Source organism: Clostridioides sp. GD02404, assembly GCF_045898275.1.
GTDB classification, from domain to species: Bacteria; Bacillota; Clostridia; order Peptostreptococcales; family Peptostreptococcaceae; genus Clostridioides; species Clostridioides difficile_A.
Genome location: NZ_JBJOCA010000020.1, coordinates 65,421 through 82,671, shown reverse-complemented (window position 1 = coordinate 82,671; position 17,251 = coordinate 65,421). Strand labels below are relative to the sequence as shown.

The following is a 17,251-nucleotide window of genomic DNA, read 5'->3' as shown; positions in this document are numbered from 1 at the left end:
TAGGTTTATTTCATCCTTATGTTTTAGTTTGGTTAGCTTTAGGGATTTCCAGCAATTCAAGTAGTATTGGATAGGTTCTATCCTAGCTCTACATATAAGTTTCCCTATATGCTGACTATTTTAGCTACTAACTCATGACTAAAGTCACAAGTGTGCGTAGCTATTTTTCAATCAATAAATTACTATTCTATTAAATTAACTTAATAACCTTTAAATTAAATTATAAAAACTGTTGTAGGTTAGCAACAACAGTTTAAAAAGATTTGTTTTATAATATAGAGATATATTAATTCGTAATGCTAGAGCTAGCCCATTCCTTACACTGAACGATTCTTTTTCCATCATCACCTTGTTCTTTATCATATGCAAATTGATTAAGCATTTCACATGGAAATGTATCACATAGACCACAATGTGTAAGATTTTTATTTTCACAACATGATTTTACAGGGCATTCTTCACCCCAAAAAGGTTTATCAATATATGTACATCCTTTGCAATTGACCTTTCCTTTGTACTCACATTCATAACATAAAATTCCACATCTTGATTCTATCATTGTTACTCACTCCTTAAATATAAATTTTATATGATTGTACATCAAAACTTATACTTTTCATTGTAAAAATCGGACAAATTTTTTATATAGGTTGTTGGATTAACCCCACAGATAGATTTAAAATCATTTATAAAATGGGATTGGTCATAATATCCAATATCTTGAGCTAAAGTTGTAAATGGCATATTATTATTTTGTACTTCTTGTAATACAAGATTTATACGAAGTAATCTAAGATAGGATTTGATACTCATGCCAAGAGAATTATTAAAAATCCTATTTATATGACGTTCACTATAACAACTGATTTGAGAAATATTTTTAACTGACATAATGGAATTCTGTTTTCTTGTATTTTCAAGGATTGGGATAGTCATATCTATTATATTTGATTTGAACAAGTATGATAAAAATAACATATCTAATTCTTCTATTAATTCTTTTAGAGTGCTCGTTTTTTCAAAAATAGAATTAATCTCTGAGCTAAATAATGTATTAAAATCTTCAAGTTTAATTTTTAAGTCAGTGGATTCTCTTTGAGAAAAACCTGTTAAATAATATACTCCACCTGGACGAAACTCAACAAATACTCGAAATAGTACACTTTCTATGTCGTTTTTTACAATTATAGTTTTCGTTGTAGCTCCCCAAAATTCACTATCCATACTCTTTTTATCAAATTCAAATATCATACATCCACTAGCATCAGGTATTAATGTAAGATTTTCTTTAGTATTTATATCGGGAATAGCTATTGTATAGTGTGCTATATATGGTCTTAACAATTTATGTGGCAAAATATATGTATACTGTTTGCAAGTATTTAAAATATTATTGATTATTTTATTCATAAGTAAATCCTCCTAATATATTAAGAACAAATATGCCAATTTATTTTAATATATAATAAACAAAATTTGATTCAACTGAAATATTTTAATAATATGTTCTTGTTAAATTCAGATACAATAATTGTAAGGTAAAATTTCAAAATATACAATTATTATAAATTATAGATGCCACTAAGTGTATATTAAATAAGAGTAAATATAAATCAAGATTAGAAAAGAATAGTATTACTTTCATAATAAACACATATAAAGATATTTTTAAGAATAAAATTTATTATTAAATAAAAAATAAAGGAGAGTGGTTTAATAGCATGGCATCAAAACAAACACCAAGAAACAATTTAGAAAAATTTTTAAGAATAAGAGTTTTATCACATACAGGCGATAAAATACATATAAAATTACCTGTAAATTTTGCAAAGAGAATGATTGAGAATAATGCTTTGGATTTATTTAATGGAAAAGATGATGTAGTTGATGGTAAAAAGGTTACTGAGATATTAGTCAAAGCATTTGACTATGACCTAACTGGAGAGGTAGTTCACTTGGAAAGAAAAAATGGAGATATTATTAAGGTCTCAATCGTGCAATAGACCTAATTTATATGAATTTTATTTTGAAAAAATATAACTAATTAAGAATTAGTAGGAAAGTTCAGCTTATTGTTAGTATATAATACACATTTATAATTTATAGATGTGTATTTTTTATATGTAAAGTTTAAATGTATATATTATTAAAATATTACCATTTTGGAAATAGATGTAAATGTATGTTGTATAGTATAATATAAATAGTATATTATTTTGTAAAGTTAGCAAATAAATCCAAGTTAAAAAATAAGTTAAAGAATACAGTGTTATTAAGTAGAATATTGGGAGTATTTTTTATAGCCAAAGGGTAAAAACTAGAAAAGGTGGAGGAGGAAAACATGTTTACAGATGGAAGAAGCAAGAAAGTAGTTTTTATAGCACATTGTTTATTAAATCAAAATGCTATTTCAGATGGGACTGCCATATATCCTGCAACATTTAAGGATGTAATTGAATTATTTGTTAATGAAGAAGTAGGTATTGTTCAATTACCATGTCCAGAACTTAGTTGTTTGGGAATTGATAGGGGAAATGAAAATGGTGCTAATCGTTCTCCAAATTGTGGAGTTGATACTACTTCAGACAATGATGAAGAAATCAATGGTAAGGGTTTGTTTATGTCAGAACTTTATGAAAAACTTGAAAAAGAGAATTTATCAATTCCAATGATAGGATTAAAGAGTACAGATGACTACATAATGAAGATAACAACATTAATTCAAAAAAATGAGTTATTACATTGATTTGGTACTTATTTTTGGAATAAGATTTATTATTATAAAGGCAGAATAATAAAAAAATGGGACGTGGCAGCCAAGTGCTGGCAAAGACGCCCTGTTTTTTTATATAACTTAGAAATATGTACTTTTTTAAATTTATTATATTCTTTTAAATTGAATTTTTTCATCTGAACACAAAGTTTCAAACCTGTATGTATCTGTCATCTCATAAAAACCAAAAAATATAAAACCATCACGAGAAGTAAATTCATATTGAATATTTTCACTTTTCAGTGTCTTTTCTACTTCACTTATTTTTTCACTATATACAATGTCCACCATATAATTTATCATTGTAGAACCCCTCCTATTAATATGACAATATTCAAATATATAATAACATATTTAGATGATACAATTGTATTAAAAATGAAATAAATCTATTATATTAAGGTATTAAATTTTTATTAAAATGCTTATGAATAATCTAAATAATAATAGTTTGATACTAAATAAGATAAGAATTTGAATCTTGAATAAAAAATAAGAAGCTATAAATAATATAAGTATCATTTATGGCTTCTTATTTTTTATTTATTAGGATTACATATAAAAGCAATCACTATATTTTTTGTTTAAGTTTTAATACTTGTTTTACGATATTTGTTGAATGGTCAGAAATTCTTTCTAAATTAGTAAGTAAGTCAAGATAAAGCACACCAGCATCTATTGTACAACTTCCATTATTTAATCTAATCATGTGTGAATTTCTAAAAGTTTTTTCTAAGTAATTTACTTCATTTTCAACTTCTAAAACCTTGTTTGCTAACTCAAAATCTTTAACATCTAAAACTATTAAAGCATCCTTGAAGTTAGTCATAGTTTTATTGTATATTTGGTATATTTCTTTTATTGCACTGTCAGAGAAGCTAATATTCATTTCTTTAACACTCATAGCTAATTCAGCTATATTTTCTGCATGGTCAGATACTCTTTCGATATCATTTACAGTGTTAAAAAGTAAATCTGTTCTAAAACGTTCATCGTCTCTAAGAGGTTCTTTAGAAAGTTTTAATAGATAGTTCAGTATATCTTTTTGTAATTTATTGACAACTTTTTCTGATTCAAAAGTTTTATTAATATCATCACTACTCTTATTTAAGAATCCTGCAATTGCATGTTCTAAAGAATTTGTAGCTTTGTGTCCCATTCTTACAACTTCTTGTACAGTATTACCAAGTGCTATAGATGGAGTACTAAACATTCTTTCATCTAAGTACTTAGTATTATTTACTACTTCTGATTCAGTTTCTTTAATAGGTATAAGTTTACTTGCTAATTTAACTATGTATTTAGAAAATGGTAATAATATTATAACATTTGTAAGGTTAAATAAAGTATGTGCATTTGCTATTTGTCTAGCCGTATCAGTTGGGTCAAAATGAGTAACTATAGCTGATATAGGCTTATTTAAAATAAGCATAAATATGATTGTACCAATTACATTAAAACTTAGATGCATTACAGCTGCACGTCTAGCATTCCTGCTTGCACCCACACTTGATAAAAGTGAAGTAACACAAGTACCAATATTATCTCCATAAAGGATAGGTAAAGCAGCTGATAGAGGTAGTATTCCTTGAGAAGCCAAGGCTATTAACATACCCATAGATGCACTTGAACTTTGTATAATACCTGTTATAGCAAATCCTGCTAATATACCTAATAGAGGATTTTTACTAAAATATAAGAGTACATCAGTAAATGCTTTATATTCAGCAAGTGGTGCCACTGCATCCTTCATAAATTCCATTCCTGTAAACAATATACCAAAGCCAATAAGTATTTCAGATAAATGTTTTGTTTTTTGATTTGATGTAAATAAATAGAATACAATACCTACACCTAGAGCAATTGGTGCTATTCCTTCAAGATTAAATGAAACTAATTGGGCAGTAACTGTAGTACCTATATTTGCCCCCATTATTACACCAATAGCTTGACTTAGATTCATTATTCCTGCATTTACAAATCCTACAACCATAACCGTAGTAGCACTTGAACTTTGTATAATACCTGTAACAACTGTACCTACCAGTACACCCATAACAACATTACTTGTTAAGAGTTCAATAATTTTTTTTAATTTGTCTCCTGCCGATTTTTGTAAACCTTCTCCCATTAAACTCATTCCATAAAGAAAAAGTCCAAGTCCACCGATAAGACTAATTGCTATATTCACGATATTTCCTCCTTTAAGAAATTAATAAATTTTTTATCTGAATTATAAACTTTATTAACTAAAATTTATCGTTTCCTTAATATAGAATAACAAATTTTGTCAATAAAAATATTAATGTTTTGTTAAGTATACGTTAAGAGAATGTTAAATCTTTAAGTTGTTGTTAATTTGAGAAAATTCACTATATATAGTAATTTAAAGACTTTAACTAAGATTTGGCTTATTTTATGTATAATTGATTTAACAAAGAATTAACCATGTTTGTAAAAATTGTGTAAAAGATATCATCTTTTTTAAAAAAGATGTAAATGTAACTTTTACATAATATACATCAATAGATGAGATAGAAAATGCTTCTAAATCAAGTTTAAATATAGTGCTTAGAAAGAAGGTATAAAAGCAGCTATTTTTATGAAGAAAGCAAAAACTGTGCTGTATTTGGAGATTATGATACTGTTTTATGTGTCAGAGACTTGTTAGAGGAATTCTTTATATAATAGAAAAAATACTAAATATATAGCATCAAGGGCACAGATAATATGTAAAAGGGCTTATTATGAATAGATTTAATATAAATTAATGTATATTTATTAAAATAATTATTAGTTATGTTAGAAATCCTAAGATATTGGATATAATATAATAAACAGGTAAATTTTGTAATTAAAAAAGTGCCTAGTTTATCTTAATTATAGGGGAAGTGGGGATATTTTATGGAAAGATTAATGGAACTTATAGAGAGAAAATTTTTAAAAGATGTAGAGCTTTTAGAATTGGAAGACATAGAAAATGTAATAGAATGTAAAATGACACAACCATATAATGCTCATTATAATGAATATTTGGTAAAAGTAAAAAATAGAGATATTATAGAAGAATATTTTGTGTATTTAAAACATAGATAAGCATAAAAGAGGTCTGTATTTATTTGTATTGTTGCAAAATAAAGACAAGCCTCTTTTATGTTAAATATAAACTATAAAATTGCTATTTATTTGATTTTTTCAACAACATTAGTTAATATTGAATCTAAATCATCGCTAATTTCTGTAACGCCATTATGAGTAATATCTATGATTTCTTTAGTCATAGGAAGTTCTCCTAAAAGTTCTAAATCTAAATCATTTAAAAATGTCTCAGTAGATTCTCCATCAAATAACTTGATTTTTTTAGAACAATCAGGACATTGGATATAACTCATGTTTTCAATAACTCCAAGAACATTTATGTCCATTTTTTTAGCCATATTAACTGCTTTTGATACAATCATAGATACTAAATCTTGAGGTACAGAAACCATAACTATTCCACTTATAGGGATAGATTGCATAACTGTTAATGCAACATCTCCAGTACCAGGAGGCATATCTATTAATAAATAGTCCAATTCCTCCCAAAGAACATCAGTATAAAATTGTTTTACAACTCCTCCAAGTAAAGGTCCTCTCCAAACAACAGGTTCATTTTCATCATCTATCATAAGGTTTATAGACATTACTTTTATGTTGTTTGCATTTTCTACAGGATAAATATAAGAGCCATCAGAATAAGCTTTTACATTTTTTACACCCATAAGTCTAGGGATACTTGGTCCAGTTATATCTGAATCTAATATACCAACCTTATATCCCATTTTATTTAGCTTATTAGCAAGTAAAGCAGTTACAGTTGATTTTCCAACCCCACCTTTTCCACTCATAACACCAATTATTTTTCCAAATTTATTGTTAGGGTTATTTTCAATAGAACAATTTGATTGACTATTACAATTTCCCTTTGATGGACATGAATTACAATCTGCCATATCTATTACCTCCAAACTTTAATATTTATTAGATTATTTGTAACCTACATATACTATTTTAGTACAATTGAATCATAAAGTCATTATTTAAAAGTAACTTAGAATATTTTCTGTTGGTTTGTTTGTAATTTATAATAAAAAAAGAAGGTAATAAAAAATTATAACCTTCTAAAAAAGTGATTATTTCAACTGACCTATAGATATTAATCATATAAATATATGGAAAATATTTCAATATATTATGCATAACTGGTCATTTTATAAGTGTAACTGGGAATTAGATGTATATTTTATAAAAATTTGATAAAAAAACAATTAAAAATAGCAAAGAAAAAAGATATAATTAGAAATGTAGTAGTAAATGTTTTATTATAGATAATAGTGTTTAAGTATTTTAAATAATATTTGGAGGAATATAGATGGAATTAAGACCAAGAAGTGCAAAATTAGAAGAATTCGATAAGGTAATAGAATTAATAAACTATGTATTTAGAATATCAAGAAATCATAAACCAACTATGATGGAGGAGTTCCCTCTCTTATTAAATAAAAATAATATAGAAAATATGATTATAATATCAGAAGATGATAAAATAGTTTCAGATGTAAATTATTTAATTCAAGATGTATATATTCAAGGAAATAGGCTGAAAGTTGCAGCTATAGGCGGGGTGTGTACTCATCCAGATTATGAAAAAAAAGGCTATTCATCTAAGGTATTGGATAAAGTAGAAGAAAAAATGTTTTATGATGGTGTAGATATTGTAATCATTTCAGGAACAAGAACTTTGTACAGTAGAAGAAATTGTAGTTTGGTAAAAAGCTTCTACAAATATACAATAAAACCTGAGAATGTGAAAATACCATATGAAATAGTTGAATTTGATGAAACTAATTTTGAAAAAGATGATGATTTAGACAAAATGATTGAACTATATAATCAAAATAGTACTAGATTTATAAGAAGTAAAGATGAGTTCAAAAAATTATTACATGCAGCAACTATTGCTTGGGGACCAATTGATTATAAGAAGGTATTTATAAAAGAAAATAATAATATTATAGGATATTTAATAATAAGAACAATAAAAAAAGAAAATTCTATTGTAGGAGAAGTGGCTGAGATAGGGTTAAACTCTGTAAATGCTGAAAATGTATTGAAATATGTAACAAATAAATTTGGTTTAGAATATTTAGATTATAAAGTACATGTAAGAAATCTTAAAGACCAATTACAAGGCAATGAAATAAAAACTTTGGATTATCAACAAGGAACTATGAAAATAATAAATTTTGTAAAATTGTGTGATAACCTAAGAAGTTATTTTAATCAATATATAGATTCTGAATTATTAAAATATATGGAGTTTAAACAAGTTGAAAATGAATATATTATTAAATATAAAGAAGAAAAACTTGTAATAGAAAGTTTGGATAAACTTAATAAACTGTTTTTTGAAAAAAACGAAGAGCAATACAATGAATTTAAACATTTAAAAAATATACATGAATTTGCAACAAAGGTGTTTCCTTTAGATTTTCCATGGACTGCAAATTTAAATTATCAATAATTGTGTGCTTTTCGACTGTATTCAATAAAAATGGATTATGTTTAAAGAGAGCTCTTATTAAATAACGTAAATTAGTTTATGTTAAAAAAGAAATTTTGTAAGATACTAGAAGGGATGAAATATTATATGGACATACTTGATGATATAGCAGAATGCATATTAAATATGGGTGTAGACAATATAGAAAATTTAGTGAAAATTGCTATAGATAAAAATATTGATGTAGAAGATATTTATGAATATGGTTTAAACAAAGGTATGATAGGAGCTTTAGATAAATTTGAGAATAAAGAATACTATCTTTCAGAAGTTATAGTATGTACAGACGCATTAAATAAAGGAATTAATCTTTTGAAAGGAACTGGAAAAATAAAGGAGAAATCAAAGGGAGTAATTCTGATGTCTGTAGTAGAAGGAGATACCCATGAGATAGGAAAAAACATTGTAAAAGTAATGGTAGAAGCTACTGGATATAAAGTTATTGATTTAGGTGTAAATAGAAAAAGTAAAGATATAATAGAAGAGGCTATAAAAAACAATGTTGATATAATAGGCTTATCTTCAATGATGACAACGACTATGGAGAACATGAAGTCAGTTATAAATGAACTTAATAGGATTAAGGTAGATAAAAAACCAAAAGTAATAATTGGTGGAGGTCCTGTAAGTATGGAGTTTGCAGAAGAAATAGGAGCAGATGGATATAGCTCAAATGCTCCAAAAGCAGTCAAATTAATAAACAAACTTATAGGAGGTGAAGTTTAAGATGTTTTCAGATATGACTTTACTTCAATATATAAATAGTGAGGATAGAGGCTTCTTTCTGCCTGATATGGGTACAAATGGATTATTTTTAATAAATAAAAAGGCATATGAAGTATATGATAGTGTAGATACTCAGTTAGAATTAGCAAAGACTATGGACAAGTATTTTGAATCAGATTTTATATATTCATTCTGTGATGGGATTACGTTTTGTGAGACTTTAGGTCTAAAGACACTAAGACCGGATTATGATTTTCCAAGTGTATTAACACATACTATAACTGATAGGGAGAAATTAAGAAAACTAGAAGTTCCAGACCCTTATACAAGTGGACGTATGCCACTTAATATAGAAAGTTTGTCACTTATATCAAAAAGTATAAAAAAACCATTGTATGAAGCTATACAAGGTCCATTTACACTTGCAGGCCAATTAGCTGGAGCTACACAACTTTTGAGATGTATAATAACTGATAAAAAATTTGTAGAAGAGTTATTGGAATTTACAACTGAGTTGGTAAGAAGATATGCTGTGGCTGCAAATAAAGCAGGAGCTAAGTATATTTCAATAGCAGAACCAACATCAGTGACTTTAAGCAAAGATAGATTTGATGAGTATATAGTAAAAAATTTAAATAAAATATACGATGAGCTTGATTGTTGGAAAGGGATGCATATATGTGGAGATACTAGGGAATTATTAGACAATATGTTAAGTTGTAATATAGATGCAGTAAGCTTAGACCAAATTTTGGACTATGAAGAAATTGCTCCAATGATTCCTAGAGATATAGTATTGATTGGTAACTTGGACCCAATAAAGCTTCTTGGTCGCTCTAACCCAGATAAGATTAGGAGAGAGACACTAAAGTTGTTAAAGAAGATGAGAGGATATGACAATTTCTTATGTAACTTTGGATGTAACTGTTTAAATACTACTCCAGTAGAAAACTTACAAGCAGCTATAAAGGCAGGAAGAATTAGTTATAAAGAATTAGATAGGATTGATATTAATGAATTATAATAGTAATAAAGATAAATCTTTTTTAGAATCTCTAAATCTAGAAGATATTTTTATAGATAAGAACATTGTGCTAAAGTTTTTGGGGTATGGAAATAGGAAGGCTCCAGATACGATTAATGAAATCGTTGAAAAAGAAATAAAAAATATAAATGATAGCTTAGATATTAAGATATATATGAGTGAGATTGATATTGATAAAATGCCTAAAAAGTGTAAAAAAGCATTTGCTATACTATACACAATAGGAGATAAGATTGATATCAAGATGAACGACTATATGGAAAATTGTAATATGATGGCAGGGTTAGCACTGGATAAAATAGGAGTAGTGTGTTTAGATTGTATTAATGAAAAAATAAAGAGGTACTTAAAAGAAGAATATAATAATCTCAATATATCATACGAAATATATCCAGGAGATAAAGATTTTGAGATTGAGAAACAGAGAGAGATTTATAACTATATAAAAAATAAATATAATAATGTAGAAATAGAAATCAATGATTATCACCAACTATCACCTATAAAGAGTGTGGCAATGCTTATTTTAATGGGAGATGAGGAAAATCTCGAATCAAGATGTAGTAAATGTCCTCAAAAATGCTTTTAGCTATTTTTAAGATTGAAACTTGTTTTATGTATAAATTGCAATAATTTTTTTAGTTGCTATATTTATAAACTAAAAAAATTATTGCAAAATAATAATATTCCACTTGATATGTTGGTAATTCACAAACTAAATAATTTTCTTCAACTCAATCAGACTACTTATTTCATAAGTTGGTGAATAGTTAGTATTATTTATACTGTTATTGAAATTTAGCCAACAAGTATCTATTCCTGAATTTATTCCTCCTAAAATATCTGATGTCAAACTATCACCAATCATTAATACAGAAGATTTATCATAACAATCAAATTTTTTAAGTGCATATTTAAATATTTCAGGATTTGGTTTTGATACTTTTAATTCCTCAGAGACAATTATTCCATCGATATACTCTTTTATTTCTGAATTTTTAAGCCTTTTGTTTTGAACTTCAGATATTCCATTTGTTATTATAATTATTGTGTATTTTTTCTTGAGATATGATAATATATTAACTGCTCCTGGAATTAAAAATGTACATTCACTTAAAAAATTTAAGTACATTTTGCTAAGAGTTTTAGGGTCAACATCTAATTTCATTTCATCTGCAAAAAGTTTAAATCTAAGCAATTTAAGTTCGTCTAAAGTTACGATATTTTTTTCAAGGTCAAGCCAAAGTTTATCACTTATATTTCTATATATTTCTATACATTTCTCATAATCAAGTCTCAAACCAAATTCAGATAGGAGTCTTTTAAAAGCATGTGATTCACTCTTCTTAAAATCAAATAAAGTATCATCTGCATCAAAAAATATAAATTTATATGTTTTCATAAGTTTTATTCCTCTATAAAATAACTGCAAAAATTACTTTACTTTCGCTATTTGAATTGTTTTGCCATTTGTGTTTTGTTCCTAGAGGAACTTTAACACTATCTCCTTTGAATAGAGTGAATTCATCATCATCCATAAAAAGTTTGACTTCTCCATCCAAAACATATGCAATCTCGTCTCCATTGTGAGTAATCCTATCTACACAAGAAGAGGTATTTGGAGCTAAATCCATAATTGCAAATTCTAAATTGCTACTAGAGTCTGGAATTAAAACTTCATATACAACGTCATTGCTTCCAGGCAAAATAACTTTTTTTCTACTATCATGTCTTACTATTAAGCTTTTTTTATCTACCTCAGATACAAAAAATGTAAATAGAGGAACATTTAGAGAAGATGCTATAGACTTTAATGAATTTACAGATGGATTAGCAAGGCCTCTTTCTATTTGGCTTAATAATGATGGTGTAACATCAGCTAGTTTTGCTAAATCTCTAATACTTAAATTTTGTTTTTTTCGAACTTCAGCTATTTTTTCTCCTAAATTTAAATCATTCATATGAATATCCCTTCTTTTTCATTTTAAAAAATATTATCCTAAAATAATCAAATAAAAAGATTATACAGTATGAAATTATTATAACATACAGAATGTATTTTTGAAAAAATAATGTTCAATCTAATTGAATAAATTAAAATATAATTGACAAGTGAATACAGAATACTTAAAATATATTTAAATAAAATTAAATTAAGTAAAAAATAATTAACCTATGATAGGAGGGAGTATTATGCAAATAACAACTTTTGGAGCTATATTTGGCTTATTAGTAGCAATTATTTTAATTATAAAAAAATTTCAAGCTGTTTATAGTTTAATGTTAGGAGCATTTATTGGAGGAATAGTTGGAGGAGCAAATATAACACAAACTGTAGATTTTATGGCAACTGGGGCTATGAACATTTCACCATCAATTCTTAGAGCTTTAGCATCAGGAGTATTAGCAGGAAGTTTAATAAAAACAGGGGCAGTAGATAAAATATCAGAACAGATTGTAAAAATATTAGGAGAAAGGAGAGCTTTGCTTTCAATTGCCGCTTCAACTATGGTACTTGCTGGAGTAGGAGTAAATCTGGATGTATCTATAATAACAGTGGCGCCTATAGGATTATACATAGGTAGAAAATTAAATTATTCCAAACTATCAATACTTTTAGCAATGTTAGGAGGAGGGAAAGCAGGTAATATCATATCGCCAAATCCGAATACTATAGCAGTGGCAGGTAACTTTTCTGTTAACCTATCTAGTGTTATGATTGCTAATATAATTCCAGCAATTGTTGGAATTGTGATTACAATTATTTTAGCAAGTATGCTAACAAACAAGGGGAATAAAGTAGAATCATATGAAATCTTAGAGCAAAGAGAAAATTTACCAAGCTTATTTAAATCATTATGTGGCCCAGTTGTAGCAATATTCTTATTGTTCCTGGGGAATATATCTCCAATAGTCATAGACCCTATGATAGCTCTTCCAATAGGGGGAATAGTAACCTTAATTGCCACAGGAAATATGAACAATTCAAGAGAGTATTTAGCCTTTGGATTATCTAAAATGCAAGGTGTTTGTATATTATTACTTGGAACAGGAACTATTGCAGGAATTATACAGGTTTCTGAATTGCAACAGAGTACAATAAGTATCCTGCAATTTTTAAATATGCCACAATTTTTATTAGCACCAATTTCAGGTATACTTATGTCATTAGCAACAGCATCATCAACAGCTGGAGCTACTATAGCATCATCAACTTTTTCTGATGCTATAATAAATGGAGGTCTGTCACCAATTTCAGGAGCATCAATTGTAAATGCAGGCTCTAGTGTGTTTGAGCAATTACCACATGGCTCATTATTCCATACTAGTGCAGGCAGTATAAATATGGATATAGGAGAAAGGTTTAAATTAATTCCATATGAAGCATTAATAGGAATAGTGATGACTATAGTTTCAACATCTATCCAATTAATTTTATAATAAATACAAATATTTAATGAAAAAGTAGGATTTTGTTATTAAATATTGAATTTAATAATAAAAAGAAGATTGGAGTTTTAAAGTGAATAAAAAAAAGATAGTTATTATGGGCATTATTTATTCTTTTTTAGTGGTATTTTCACTTACAAATATGTATGTAAATACAGAATATAATCTCAATATATTTGAATATATTAAAAAATCACTACCATTTACAAAAGAAGAAAAAGAATGGTTGGAGGAACATGATAATTTGGTGTATAGTTCTGACCAAAGTTCTCCTCCTTTGAGGTATGAAGGTAAAGAAGATGGGCAGTATAAAGGAATCATTGTCGACTTAATGAATTCTTTGTCAATTCAAATTGGTAAAGACTTTTATTTTAAACCAAATACTTGGTGGAAAGAATCTTTCATAAATTCGGTAGATAATAGTATAAAATTCTTCGATTTAATTCCATCAGAAGAAAGAGCAAAAAAATTTATATTTACAGACCCAATATATACTTTAAGTGCAAATATACTAAAAAATGAGAAATCTCAAGACATAAGTAGTTATATGGATTTAAAGGGAAAGACAATTGCGATACCAGAAGGTGACTATTCTATAAACTTTTTAAAACAAAAAGTTGAAAACATAAATATAGTATTAACTCCAGATATAAAGACTGGGGTTAATCATTTAATATCAGGGAGAGTAGATGCAGTTGTAGGTGATGAACCAGTATTACGATATTATATAAGTAATTATGGACTTTCAGATAAATATGATATTTTAACCAACCCTATTTATACTAAAAAAGCTGTTCTTGCTGTACCTAAACAATATGAAGAATTGGTCAGTATTCTAAATAAAGGGATTTTTAAACTTCAAAAAAATGGAGTATATAAAGACTTAAAGAAAAAGTGGTATTTTGCATATAATGATGTTGATGATATATTGTATGAAAGGGGAATTGTGCCAAGTATTTATCTTTTTATAGGTATAATTTTAATATCAATTTATATTTTTTATAGCTATACATATTTGTTAAAGATAGAAATAAAAAGAAAAACAAAAGAAGTATTAGAAAATAAAAAGACTTTAGAAGCTACATTTAATAGTATTACAGATATAATAATGCTTATAGATGAAAATTACAAAATAGTAGAATCGAACAAAGTTCTATCTGATTTTGTGAATGAAATAAGTTACAAAAGAGAAGATTTAATTAACCTTATGAAGGGAATTATTGAAAAAACATTTTCTGAAAGCACCCATAAAACGAATGAAATTGAATTACATAATAAGATTTTAAAGATAAGTACTTTTCCTGTAGAATATAAAAAAAATAATATTGAGTATATAGTGGTTCTAATTAAGGATATAACGAAGGATAAGATAGTAGAGGCAAAGTTACTTAGGGAGAACAAGATGATATCTATAGGTCAGCTAGCTTCTGGTGTAGCACATGAGATAAGAAATCCTCTAGGGATAATAAGAAACAATTGTTATCTTTTAAAAGATGATGTTACAATGGAAGAAGTAAATGACTGTGTAAAATCTATAGAAAGTAATGTAGATAGAGCAAGCAACATAATAACAAACCTGTTAAATTTCGCAAGAATATCGGATGATAATTTAGAAAATATAAATATAAGAAATTTTATTGAAAACATAGTGAAGCTTCAATATAAAATCTTGCAGTTAAAGAATGTTGAAATAAAAATAGAGTGTAATAAGAATTTAGTATGTTATATAAATGGAGAATCACTAAAACATGTATTTATAAATTTAATTTCTAATTCGGTAGATGCAATACATGAAGGTGGGCAAATTGTTATAGACTGTTATGTAGAAAACAATTATTTGTTTATAGATTTTAAAGATAATGGTGAAGGAATAAAAGAAAATGCTTTGAAGGATATATTTAATCCTTTCTATACTACAAAACCAATAGGTGAAGGGACTGGTTTAGGCTTATACATTACTTATAATGAAATTAAAAAGAATAATGGAGATATAAGTGTAAAAAGTAAATTAGGTATTGGAACTTGTTTTCATATAAAGATTCCACTAAATAAAGAGGTGACTATATAATGAAAATACTAGTAGTTGATGATGAGCTAGAGTATGGAACGGTAATGAAAAAAATTCTACAAAAGAATGGTTATATTGTAGATATAGCACTAAATGGGGAAGAAGCTATAAATATCATTAAAAAAGATAAGAATTATGACTTGGTTTTATCTGATGTTATGATGAAAAATATGGATGGGGTACAGCTATTAGACAGAATTAAATCTATTAATAAGAGTATAGAAGTTATATTAGTTACAGGATATGGAAGTATTGAAAATGCAGTTGATGCTATGAAAAGAGGTGCGCTATCTTATTTTATAAAGAGCAATCCTATTGAAAATTTATTAGAAGAAATTGAAAAGGTAAAAGCAGTGAAAGCATCAATTTCTACACAAAAGAATAATTTAGAGTTTACTTTAGAATCTAAAAATAGGAATTTCAATGATGTCATAAAAATTGCAGAAAAAGCTGCTTGTAAAGATGTTAATATATTAATTTTGGGAGAATCTGGTGTGGGGAAGGATATACTAGCCAGGTACATACATAGTATAAGTCCAAGAAGGAACGAGATATTTGTACCTGTAAATTGTTGTGCTTTTTCAGAAAATTTATTGGAGTCTGAGTTGTTTGGTCATGAAAAAGGTTCTTTTACAGGAGCCGTGGATAGTAGAAAAGGTAGGTTTGAGCTTTCAAATAAAGGAACTTTATTTTTAGATGAAATAGGAGATATACCTTTAAATGTTCAAGTAAAATTACTGAGAACACTTGAAGATAAATCTATAGAGAGAATAGGAAGTAATAAATCAATTAAAGTTGATTTTAGGTTAATTTGCGCAATGAATAAGGAACCAAAAGTAGAAATATCAAACGGAAATATAAGAGAAGATTTTTTTTATAGAATAAGTACAATCACAATAACTATACCACCATTAAGAAGTAGAAGAGAAGATTTAAATACACTTATAGAATTTTTCTTAAATAAGTATCAAAATGAACATGATAAAAAGGTATATTCAATTGATAAGGAAGTAATGGATTTTTTATTAAATTACAATTATCCTGGAAATATAAGAGAATTAAAAAATATAATAAATAGGCTTGTAGTCTTAAGTGAAGAAGGTAATTTATCAAAAGATAATTTAAATTTAATATCAAATAATGTGTATATAGATGAAAAAATAAGTATTAGACCTCTAAGAGAAATAAGAAAAGAATTTGAATGTGAGTATATTGAAAAGGTTTTATCTTTATGTGGAAATAATGTGTCAAACACAGCTAAAAAATTAGAAATTAGTAGAAGGCAATTAACTAATAAAATATCAGAATATAATATTAAGTGAGAAAAAAACTTCTCATTAAATGAGAAAAAAACTTCTCAAACTCTATTAAAAGATAAGTAGAAAAAACATACTTATCTTTTTTTATTATAATTTTAAAATTTAAGATTTACAATAATTATTGTTAAATTCAATACTTATAAAACTTAGAAATGAAAATCTCTATAACATTAATAAATATAATACACATCTTAAATAATTGGCATAGAAAATGCTTTATATATGAATAAACGTAATAATAAATACTTTTAATTGCGATTAAATA

General features: G+C 26.6%; 17 protein-coding genes. 10 read left to right on the top strand and 7 right to left on the bottom strand.

The window, feature by feature from the left end; translation table 11 throughout:
• Positions 1-286: 286 nt before the first annotated feature.
• Both Q3287_RS13000 and Q3287_RS12995 read right to left on the bottom strand, forming a co-directional pair.
• Positions 287-559 (bottom strand): DUF3795 domain-containing protein, encoded by a 273-nt coding sequence (locus Q3287_RS13000; RefSeq protein WP_054270204.1) that lies wholly within the window; start codon positions 557-559, stop codon positions 287-289.
• Between the two features lie 41 nt (positions 560-600).
• Positions 601-1,410: a response regulator transcription factor gene (locus Q3287_RS12995; protein ID WP_054270205.1), complete on the bottom strand. Its 810-nt coding sequence runs from the start codon at positions 1,408-1,410 to the stop codon at positions 601-603.
• A gap of 311 nt (positions 1,411-1,721) precedes the next feature.
• Between Q3287_RS12995 and Q3287_RS12990 the strand changes: the two genes are divergently transcribed.
• Together Q3287_RS12990 and Q3287_RS12985 are read left to right on the top strand one after the other, a co-directional pair.
• Positions 1,722-2,003, top strand: a complete 282-nt coding sequence (locus tag Q3287_RS12990; RefSeq protein ID WP_003420428.1) for a hypothetical protein — start codon at positions 1,722-1,724, stop codon at positions 2,001-2,003.
• Positions 2,004-2,341: 338 nt separating this feature from the next.
• Positions 2,342-2,746: a hypothetical protein gene (locus tag Q3287_RS12985; RefSeq protein WP_054276637.1), complete on the top strand. Its 405-nt coding sequence runs from the start codon at positions 2,342-2,344 to the stop codon at positions 2,744-2,746.
• Positions 2,747-2,881: 135 nt separating this feature from the next.
• Here Q3287_RS12985 and Q3287_RS12980 read toward each other — a convergent pair whose 3' ends face one another.
• Positions 2,882-3,076 (bottom strand): peptide ABC transporter substrate-binding protein, encoded by a 195-nt coding sequence (locus Q3287_RS12980; protein WP_074179404.1) that lies wholly within the window; start codon positions 3,074-3,076, stop codon positions 2,882-2,884.
• Positions 3,077-3,344: 268 nt separating this feature from the next.
• On the bottom strand, positions 3,345-4,964 hold the full coding sequence (locus Q3287_RS12975) for a Na/Pi cotransporter family protein (RefSeq protein ID WP_054270208.1): 1,620 nt from the start codon (positions 4,962-4,964) through the stop codon (positions 3,345-3,347).
• A gap of 713 nt (positions 4,965-5,677) precedes the next feature.
• On the opposite strand from Q3287_RS12975, the gene Q3287_RS12970 reads away from it, so the two are divergent.
• Complete coding sequence (locus Q3287_RS12970) at positions 5,678-5,869, top strand: hypothetical protein (protein ID WP_054270209.1); 192 nt, start codon at positions 5,678-5,680, stop codon at positions 5,867-5,869.
• Positions 5,870-5,955: 86 nt separating this feature from the next.
• Here Q3287_RS12970 and Q3287_RS12965 read toward each other — a convergent pair whose 3' ends face one another.
• Complete coding sequence (locus Q3287_RS12965) at positions 5,956-6,768, bottom strand: Mrp/NBP35 family ATP-binding protein (protein WP_407964177.1); 813 nt, start codon at positions 6,766-6,768, stop codon at positions 5,956-5,958.
• 419 nt (positions 6,769-7,187) lie between these two features.
• Between Q3287_RS12965 and Q3287_RS12960 the strand changes: the two genes are divergently transcribed.
• From Q3287_RS12960 to Q3287_RS12945, 4 genes are all read left to right on the top strand, one after another.
• Entirely contained in the window at positions 7,188-8,339 is a 1,152-nt protein-coding gene (locus tag Q3287_RS12960; RefSeq protein ID WP_054276640.1) for a GNAT family N-acetyltransferase, read from the top strand.
• 78 nt (positions 8,340-8,417) lie between these two features.
• A complete protein-coding gene (locus Q3287_RS12955; protein ID WP_236730073.1) occupies positions 8,418-9,104 on the top strand; it encodes a cobalamin-dependent protein in 687 nt (228 codons plus the stop codon).
• A 1-nt stretch (position 9,105) separates the two neighbouring features.
• Positions 9,106-10,128 carry a uroporphyrinogen decarboxylase family protein gene (locus tag Q3287_RS12950; RefSeq protein WP_407964176.1) on the top strand — a complete coding sequence of 341 codons (1,023 nt, stop codon included), beginning with the start codon at positions 9,106-9,108 and terminating at the stop codon, positions 10,126-10,128.
• Positions 10,118-10,738 (top strand): hypothetical protein, encoded by a 621-nt coding sequence (locus tag Q3287_RS12945; RefSeq protein WP_167640208.1) that lies wholly within the window; start codon positions 10,118-10,120, stop codon positions 10,736-10,738. The genes Q3287_RS12950 and Q3287_RS12945 overlap by 11 nt, the downstream gene beginning before the upstream one ends.
• Before the next feature lie 126 nt (positions 10,739-10,864).
• Here Q3287_RS12945 and Q3287_RS12940 read toward each other — a convergent pair whose 3' ends face one another.
• Positions 10,865-11,551 (bottom strand): YjjG family noncanonical pyrimidine nucleotidase, encoded by a 687-nt coding sequence (locus tag Q3287_RS12940; protein WP_231300902.1) that lies wholly within the window; start codon positions 11,549-11,551, stop codon positions 10,865-10,867.
• Positions 11,552-11,564: 13 nt separating this feature from the next.
• The gene (locus tag Q3287_RS12935; RefSeq protein ID WP_054270216.1) at positions 11,565-12,110 is read right to left on the bottom strand and encodes a helix-turn-helix domain-containing protein; all 546 of its coding nucleotides are present in this window, start codon (positions 12,108-12,110) and stop codon (positions 11,565-11,567) included.
• A gap of 232 nt (positions 12,111-12,342) precedes the next feature.
• On the opposite strand from Q3287_RS12935, the gene Q3287_RS12930 reads away from it, so the two are divergent.
• The 3 genes from Q3287_RS12930 (at position 12,343) to Q3287_RS12920 (ending at position 16,989) form a co-directional block, all read left to right on the top strand.
• The gene (locus tag Q3287_RS12930; RefSeq protein WP_054270217.1) at positions 12,343-13,590 is read left to right on the top strand and encodes a GntP family permease; all 1,248 of its coding nucleotides are present in this window, start codon (positions 12,343-12,345) and stop codon (positions 13,588-13,590) included.
• Positions 13,591-13,672: 82 nt separating this feature from the next.
• Entirely contained in the window at positions 13,673-15,667 is a 1,995-nt protein-coding gene (locus tag Q3287_RS12925) for an ATP-binding protein (protein WP_243193731.1), read from the top strand.
• Positions 15,667-16,989, top strand: coding sequence for a sigma-54-dependent transcriptional regulator (locus Q3287_RS12920; RefSeq protein ID WP_407964175.1), 1,323 nt, complete (start codon positions 15,667-15,669; stop codon positions 16,987-16,989). Before Q3287_RS12925 ends, Q3287_RS12920 begins: the two co-directional genes overlap by 1 nt.
• Positions 16,990-17,251: the final 262 nt, after the last annotated feature.